Annotated in this window: 3 protein-coding genes; all 3 read left to right on the top strand. The window is 47.3% G+C overall.

Annotation, left to right across the window (positions count from 1 at the left end):
- On the top strand, positions 1-3,057 hold a 3,057-nt coding region (locus tag V7S65_RS32140; protein ID WP_336389626.1), incomplete at its 5' end, for a non-ribosomal peptide synthetase.
- A gap of 42 nt (positions 3,058-3,099) precedes the next feature.
- Positions 3,100-7,446, top strand: a complete 4,347-nt coding sequence (locus tag V7S65_RS32135) for a type I polyketide synthase (RefSeq protein WP_336389625.1) — start codon at positions 3,100-3,102, stop codon at positions 7,444-7,446.
- A gap of 6 nt (positions 7,447-7,452) precedes the next feature.
- A partial coding sequence (locus V7S65_RS32130) for a condensation domain-containing protein (RefSeq protein ID WP_336389624.1) occupies positions 7,453-9,164 on the top strand: 1,712 nt, incomplete at its 3' end.

Raw genomic sequence — 9,164 nt, 5'->3', positions numbered from 1 at the left:
TTTAATATGGATGTGCTGCGGCAAAGTTATGCGTACCTGGTGAACAGGCATGCTATATTGCGCACTTCTTTTCATCATGCATATAGCAAACAAACCATCCAGGCAGTACACCAATACATGGCGCCGGACTTCCGGCATCAGCAACTGGAAGCAGTGGCGGTGCAGGCCTATAAAACGGCCGATTGCGAAGAAGGATTTGATCTCCACAGGGGACCCTGTATGCGGCTCATGGTACTGGAGCTGAACGCGGACGAATATGAATTTATCTGGACGCATCATCATATCCTGATGGATGGCTGGTGTGGAAGTGTAGTGCTGCAGGAATTTTTCGCGATCTACCGCAGTCTGTTACAGAACAGCATCCCGGTTCTTCCACCTGTAGCTCCCTATGTTAACTACATCCGCTGGTTAGCGGAGCAGGATCAGGAAAACAGCCACTCATACTGGACCTCTTATCTCGACGGATACGAACAGGTAGCCACTTTACCTTTCAGGGAGGCTGGGAGTGAAGCATATCTGACCGGGGAAAGCATGCTGACATTCAGTGCAGCAGAGGCGGCACAGATCACCCGTTATTGCCGGCACACAGGCATTACCGAAAATACTTTTATACAGGGAGCATGGAGTTACCTGCTGTCCCGTTATAATAATACGGAAGATGTGGTGTTTGGCGCCGTCGTATCCGGCCGTCCGGCCGGACTGGAAGGAGTGGAGAATATGATCGGACTGTTTATCAATACCATCCCGGTGAGGGCCCGTTACAACGGGCAGATGACCGTTAAAGCATTATTACAGCAGTTGCACCAGGATGCTGTTAAAAGTTTGCCCCATCACTACGTGAAATTATCAGACATCCAATCACGCAGTATACCTGGCAACCGCCTGTTTGATCATATATTGATCCACGAAAACTTTCCTGTATGGGAAATAGCGGAAGGAAAAGAAACCGGTGGTAAAGGGCTGGAAGAACTGGAACTGTTATCATCAGATGCAGCCGCCGGTACTAACTATCCTTTTAACGTAGTAGTGATTACGAGAGATCAGCAACTAAAGATAAAATTCAACTATAATAAAAACCTGTATACCGACGCCGCTGTAAAATGTATTAGTGAACAGCTGAAAGGCATCATCAGCCTCTTTTCCGGGCCGGAGGATAAAACATTGGAGGAGATCGCCGGATTAACATCCGCAGAAGAGGAGCAGGTGTTGAAAACATTTAACGATACCGCTGTAGACTATGCTGCTACCAAAACAATCATTACTGCTTTTAAAGAAAGGGTGCAGGCCTATCCGGAAGTAACTGCACTTGTTTTTGAAAACAGGGCGCTTACTTACCGGGAACTGGATGAACGCAGCAATTGCCTGGCCAGTTACCTGTTGAGCAAGGGCGTTGTGAAAGAACAGCCAGTGGCCATCTGTATGAACAGGAGTATTGAATTAATCGTTGGCATACTTGGTATATTAAAATCCGGTGGGGCATATGTTCCCATTGATCCTTCCTATCCTGCGGAAAGGATACAGTATATAGCAAAAGATAGTGGTACAGGTATTATTCTCACCCGGGAAGAACTACTGCCATCTTTTGCCGGTATTACGGATAAGCAGGTCGTATTGATCGACCGGGATTGGAGCAGCATCGCCGCTTTCCCCGCACAGGAGGTGATAGCAGATGTCAGCGCTGACAGTCTCGCTTACATAATATATACCTCCGGTTCCACCGGGAAGCCCAAAGGAGTAATGATTGAGCATACCAGTATGATCAACCTGATTGAATGGCATATTAAACGTTATGATGTAACGCCTTTAAGCCGGTCTACCACTATGGCGGGCGTAGGGTTTGATGCCTGTTCGCTGGAGATGTGGTCGGCGTTATTATCCGCTTCCTCGCTTTATATTATCGATAATGAATTGCGTTTACGTCCGGAACTGTTGCTGCAATTTTATCATCAGCACGGGATCACGCATGCTTTTGTACCACCGGCGCTGATACCGGATATGGTGGCGGCACCACAGCCGGAAGGGTTGTTGCTGAAATATGTATTGATTGGCGGCGACAGGCTACCTTATGTAGATGTGTCGAAGTTGTCGTTTACGTTGGTGAACCAGTACGGGCCTACTGAAAGTACGGTGATGGTAACAGATTATCCCATCAGTAAACACAACAGGAAAGCGCCGCCGATAGGGAAACCCATTGCCAATACGCAGTTGTACATACTGGGTGATCGTCGGCAGTTGTTACCTGTAGGCGCAGTAGGCGAGATTTGTATTGGCGGGGTGCAGCTGGCGAGAGGATATCTGAACAACCCTTTGCTGACAGCAGAGAAATTCATCCCCAACCCTTATCATCCGGATGAGCGGATATACCGTACCGGGGATATAGGACGTTGGTTGCCGGATGGTAATATAGAATGTCTCGGGCGACTGGATGACCAGTTAAAAGTAAGGGGGTATCGCATAGAAGCCGGCGAAATAGAACATGCGCTGACGCAGCTGGATGGTATTGATGCGGCAATTGCATTGATACATAACGGCTATGCAAACAGGAAGATACTCGTAGTTTTTTTTACCGGTAGTAACAACAACACAGCTACAGAAATCCGTCAGCAATTACAAACCCTGCTGCCGGAATACATGATACCTGCCAGGCTTATAAAACTGGACCGATTTCCGCTGACACCCAATGGTAAAATAGATAAGAAGGCGTTGGTATTGCTGCCCGTAGAGGATGGGCATAGCTCCACTACGTATGTTCCTCCCCGTAGTAAAGCAGAGGCAGATCTCACTGCCATTATTGCCGGGATTTTAGAAACACCTTTAACCGCTGTTGGCATCAGGGAGAATTTTTTTGATATGGGAGCCAATTCCCTCGACCTGGTAAGGATGACCGGGGAGATCAGCCGGCAGTTTGATAAAGAAATTAAAGTAACACAGCTGTTCACTTATCCTAACATACAGGAATTATCAGATTATCTTTTTAACAGCCAGGAACCTGAGTTGCTGCCGACCTATGAAAATATTGAACAGGACCTGGATGATATACTGACTGTATTTGAATAATAATCTTTTGTCACACGCCCATCATTCCCAAAAAATGCCATTATGAATAAAAAGGATATTGCCATTGTAGGAATGTCTTGTAAGTTCGTTGATACGGAAAATATACAGGAATTCTGGGAGCATCTCCGCGCCGGAAAGGAGTTGCTGGATTTTGATGTACCCGCTGATACGGATACAGACACGCCTGGTTATGTAGGAGTAAGAGCTGCTGTTAAAGACAAGGGCTCTTTTGATTATTCTTTTTTCGGATATACCCGGGATGAAGCTGCCATCATGGATCCGCAGATCCGGCTTTTTCATGAGTACACATGGAAAGCCCTGGAAGATGCCGGGATAGACCCGTATCTGAATGCCGGGAAAATAGGTTTGTTTGCCGGTGCGGGAGATAATTCCAACTGGCTGGCGCATAACTTTATAACCGGTTTAAACAGTAATGTAGACTCCTTCTCCAGGAACCAGCTGGTGAACAGGAATTTTCTAAGTACGCTGGTTGCCTATAAACTGAACCTGAAAGGGCCGGCCTACTTTATCGATACTGCCTGTTCCACCTCCCTTGCGGCCGTGCATATCGCCTGCCGTAATCTGTTGATGAAAGAATGTGATGTAGCTGTAGCGGGTGGAATACAGATAAAAACGGTGGATGGCACCGGCTATGTATACAAAGAAGGCATGATTAACTCCATCGACGGACATTGTAAAACCTTTGATGCGGATTCTTCCGGAACAGTGGGTGGCGAAGGTCTGGGTATTGTTGTGCTGAAACGGCTCGAAGAAGCCGTTGCTGCCAACGACCACATTTATGCGGTGATCAGGTCTTCCGCAGTGAATAACGATGGTAACCGTAAAGTTGGGTATACAGCACCAAGTGCCAGCGGACAGGCTGAATGCATTATCATGGCGCATAAGCTGGCCGGTATACATCCCTCTTCTGTTTCTTATGTAGAAGCACATGGTACAGCTACCAAACTGGGTGACCCAATAGAAGTGGAAGCGTTGAACAAAGCCTTTGGCAATAACCCGGAAAAGCATTGCGCCATCGGTTCCGTAAAATCCAATATGGGACACCTGGATACAGCGGCGGGCATAGCCGGGTTGATAAAAACAGTGTTATGCCTGTATCACAAGGAAATTCCCGCCAGTTTACATTTTAGAACCCCCAATCCTGAAATTGATTTTGACCACGGGCCTTTTCATGTAAACACCCATCTCAAAAAATGGGAATCATTACAGGGAACACCGCTGAGAGCAGGCGTGAGTTCCTTTGGTATTGGCGGTACGAATGTGCATGTGGTGCTGGAAGAGGCACCACAATTGCCGGCACCGGCAACAGGCAGTGCGCCGCAGTTGCTGCTATGTACTGCTAAAAGCAAATTGTCGCTGGATACTTTTGTGGGTAGCCTGGAAACTTTTATGAAAGAACAGCCAGTCTCCCTGGAAGATATTAGTTTCTCCCTGCAGCGCCGGCATCAGTTCAAACACCGGTATTTTACTGTTGGTAAGGATAACGGTGATGCCATTGCCAGCCTGAAGCAGGGCAGGTACGCGGAGGTAAACGGAAAGCCACCGGCTGTTGTATTTATGTTTTCCGGACAGGGTGCACAATACCTCAACATGGGAAAGGGATTATATGATCAGGAACCCTTTTTCAAACAGCAGATGGATAAAGGATTCGGATTGTTGCAGCAACTCACTGGAAGAGACTATAAGGCGCTGCTTTTTAACGACGGTGATATCAACAACACATTGCATGCGCAACCGTTGTTGTTTGTTTTTGAATACGCGCTGGCTTCCTTACTGATCGAGTGGGGAATCAGGCCGCAATATATGATTGGTCATAGTATTGGTGAGCTTACCACGGCCTGTATCAGTGGAGTGTTTTCTTTTGAAGACGGAATGAAGCTGGTACTGGAACGAGCAGCATTGATGGCCGGTTTGCCTGGCGGATCGATGTTAAGTATAGGAAGGGATGCCGCCGATGTTTTACCCTTACTGGTGAAAGGAACAACCATCGCGGCTGTTAACGCCCCGGATTATTGTGTGGTGTCAGGTACAGAGGAGGATATTAATCTCTTGCGGGAGATATTAACCGCCCGGCGGATCCCCTTTACACCGCTTAAAACTTCCCACGCTTTTCACTCTGCTATGATGGATCCCATTATAGGTAAACTGTCAGAGAAGGCAGCGCTGATCACTTTTTCAAAACCGCTTATCCCGTTTGTATCTAATGTATCCGGAAAGATAGCCGGCGACGAAGTGCTGCAGCCTGGCTACTGGGACGGGCAAATGCGACAGCCCGTACTATTCCGTGATGGGATCAATGCGCTGGCATCTTTCGGGAAAATGATTTTTATAGAGATCGGACCTGGTAATACGCTGACCACCTTCTGCCGGAAAATCCATGAAAAAACAAACGGGAATACCGCTGTTAATCTGATCAGGCATCCACTTGAAGTGGTAGACGACCTGCAATTACTGCTGGAGCGGATAGGAGAATTATGGTTGCAGGGAGTGGCTGTCAATCTGAATAGTTTTTACCATACAGGCAGGCGAAACATTCCGCTGCCTGCTTATTGTTTTGATAAAACGGACCTCCCGGCTGTAGTGCATCCCATAACAGCGGTGAACGACCTGCTGCGCAAGCAGGGACTCACAGATAATCCGGTAAATCCATTGTATTACCTGCATGGCTGGAAACGATCGTCGCTGATGGAACGGCCTGTGCAGACTGGTAACACCTGCCTGCTATTCGATAATGGCGGCGCCGTTGCAGAGGCATTGAAAACATTATTGCTGCAAAAAGGACATGATGTTGTGACCATCCTGCAGGGGGATGAATTTAAAATATCGGCAGATGGTGTAATTACCGTGAATCCTTTGAAGAAGGAGGATTATGTGCAATTGCTGGAATATCTTATTGTCAACGAAGCTGTTTCCGGACAACTGATATATACCTGGAGCCTGTCAGCCGCCGCTCTGCATCAACATTTCATCTGCTTGCTGCAGTTATGCAAAATGTTGAAAGCAGATGATACCTTGCCGTTGAAACGTTTGCTGCTGATCACGCAGCAGCTGCACCCGGTTTTCGGACCCGCAGCCGGTAGTCATATAAGCGTAGCGCCTGCGCTGGGATTATTAAAAGTATTCGTACAGGAAACACCGGGCTTTTTTTACTGTAATGTGGACATCCCGCAGGAAGAAGCGCCTGCAGCCATAGCTGCCGGTATTTACGATGAGTTGCAATACAATGCAAAGCAACAGGTAGTGGCTTTAAGAAACGGAGAGCGCTGGGCAGAAGATTTTGAGCAGGTGGAACCAGCGCCGGCAGCTGTTCCAATACTGAGGGAAGGAGGCATTTACGTGATCACCGGTGGACTGGGAAAAGCAGGCGTCTGTTTGGCAGCGTATCTCCTGAAACAGTATAATGCGAAAGTAGCCTTGATCGGTCGTACATCTCTCCAAAAACAAACCAACACAGACGTATTTAAAACATTACAGCAACTGCCTGGGCAGGTAGCCTATTACTGTGCAGATGTAGCGGACTATAATGCCTTGTCCGGGGCGATCAATGAAATAACAGCCGGCTGGGGAGCTATTCACGGTGTTATTCATGCCGCAGGCAACATTGGGCATTTTGCTGCTGTAGAACAACTGGACGAACAGGATGTGAATGCGCATTTCAGGGCAAAGGTCAATGGCCTGCAGCATCTCTATGAAATATTCAGGGACCAGCAGCCGGATTTTGTATGGCTGATGTCTAGCCTGTCTGTTGTACTCGGTGGTTTAACCTTCGGTGCTTATGCTGCCGCCAATACTTTTATGCAGCATTTTACGGATAGCCATCGCAGGGAACTGCGGAACTGGATAACGGTAAACCTGGACGGACTTTCTTTCCCTCATGATAAACAGCCTGCGGGCGCCGGTATTACGCCTGCAGCGCTGATAACGGTTTTTGAACAGTCACTTTCTCTTCGTAACAAAGGTTCCATGACAGTTACTGCCACAGATCTGTACGCAAGACTGACCAGGGCAGCTAACAATAACAAAGGAAACGCGTCGGTAAAGGTGGTTACACCCGGATCTCCGGCGCCTGTTTTAGCGGATAATAATTTTTCCGGCATTGAGCAACAACTGATGCTCATCTGGTGCGAGTTTTTTGGGTTAGATAATATTGGCCCGGAAGATAATTTTTTTGAACTGGGTGGTGATTCCATTAAGGCAATGACCTTACTGAAAAGGATACATAAGATTTTAAATATTGAACTGCTGATAGAAACCATTTTCCGTAACCCCACTATCACCGCGTTATCGAAAGAAATAGAAATAAGTATGGAAATCCGCCAGCTGAAATCGCAAACAGATACAAAAGACATTAAAGAACTAATAATATAGACTGTTATGATTAACCTTATAAAGAAACTTGCCCGCGAAAAGATATCATTGACCGTAGAAGGGAATGACCTGAAACTGCGGTTCGGGAATGGCAATGATACATTGGCGCCTGAGCTCATTAAAGAAATCAGAGATAACAAACAGGCGCTTATTGCCTATCTGAATAAATACGATCAACGCAGTGAATATGCTGTTATCCGGCAGGTAGAGGAAATGGAGGATTACCCGGTATCTGATGGCCAGCGCAGGATGTGGGTATTGCATCAGATCAATGCAGCTTCCCTTGCTTATCATTTATCGGGTGAGATTGTGCTGGAAGGTACCTATTCTTTTCCCTGGTTTGAAAAAGCGGTAAAGACCTGTATTGAACGACATGAAATATTACGTACCATTTTCAGGGAAAATGCGAAGGGAGATCTCCGGCAGGTGGTGTTGCCGGCGGCAGCATCCCTGTTCAGATTTGATTATAAAGACCTGGAAGAAGCTACTGCAGAAGAAGTAGCCGATTATATCCGGCAGGATGCCAATGCCCCTTTTGATCTGGCCAAAGGTCCGCTGTTGCGTGCAGGATTGGTACGCCTGGCAGCCGACCGCTACATTTTTCATTATACCATGCATCATATCATCAGTGATGGCTGGTCGATGGAATTGCTGAGCGGAGAAATACTGGCATTGTATACCGCATATGCCAAAGGAACAACACCGGCATTATCACCGCTCCTGGTGCAGTATAAAGATTTTGCGGGCTCGCAGCTATTACAGGTAGAAAGCGGTGCATTGAACAGACATCGTGAATACTGGCAGCAGCAGTTGTCCGGTACTTTGCCATCGTTGGAACTGCCGATAGCAGAAACGAGACCAGTGGTTTTTACAGATAACGGTTATTACCTGTCTACCCGCATTGATCCATCCCTTGTAGACGGTTTACAGCGTTTATGCCAGCAACAGAACTGTTCCCTGTTTATGGGACTTATCAGCGTGCTCAATGTTTTATTCTATCGTTATACGGGTCAGGGTGGCGCTATCATAGGTACACCTGTGGCCGGCAGAAAACAGGCGGAACTGGAAAACCAGATTGGCTTTTATCTGAATACGGTAGCATTACGGACACAATTCAATGGCGATGAAAGTTTTCTTTCTTTACTGCAGCATGTACGTGAAATCACGTTGGGCGCTTTTGATCATCAGTCTTATCCGTTCGACCGGCTGGTGGATGACCTGCGACTGAAACGTGATACGAGCCGTTCTGCCCTGTTTGATGTGATGGTAGTATTACAGAACCAGCAGCAGGGAGAAACAAGCGCCAACCTCCGCAAAATGGGTGAGGACGGCATAACAGAAGAAGGGGCCGTAGCCGTAAAGCTGGACCTGCTGTTCAACTTTGCCGAAATCGCAAACGGCATGTACCTGAGGGTGGAGTTTAATTCAGATATCTACGACAGGTCAGCTATCACAGGTCTGATCAATCACTATAAACAATTGCTCAGGTTATTGGTAGAAGCACCCGGCATACCTGTGTATGCACATAATTACCTACAGGAAAAAGAGCAACAGTTATTACATACTTTCAACGATACGGATGTTGATTATGAACGAGGAGTAACATTGCCCGGACTGTTCCGGCGCCAGGTGGCCTTACAGCCGGAGGCAACAGCGCTGGTGTTTAAAGACAGCCACTTTACTTACCGGGAGCTGGATGAAATATCCGGTCGCCTGGC

The organism is Chitinophaga sp. CCNWYY40 (assembly GCF_037483205.1).
Classification (GTDB): Bacteria; Bacteroidota; Bacteroidia; order Chitinophagales; family Chitinophagaceae; genus Chitinophaga; species Chitinophaga ginsengisegetis.
The sequence above is the reverse complement of the archived record's forward strand: the minus strand, read 5'-3'. Positions and strand labels throughout refer to the sequence as shown.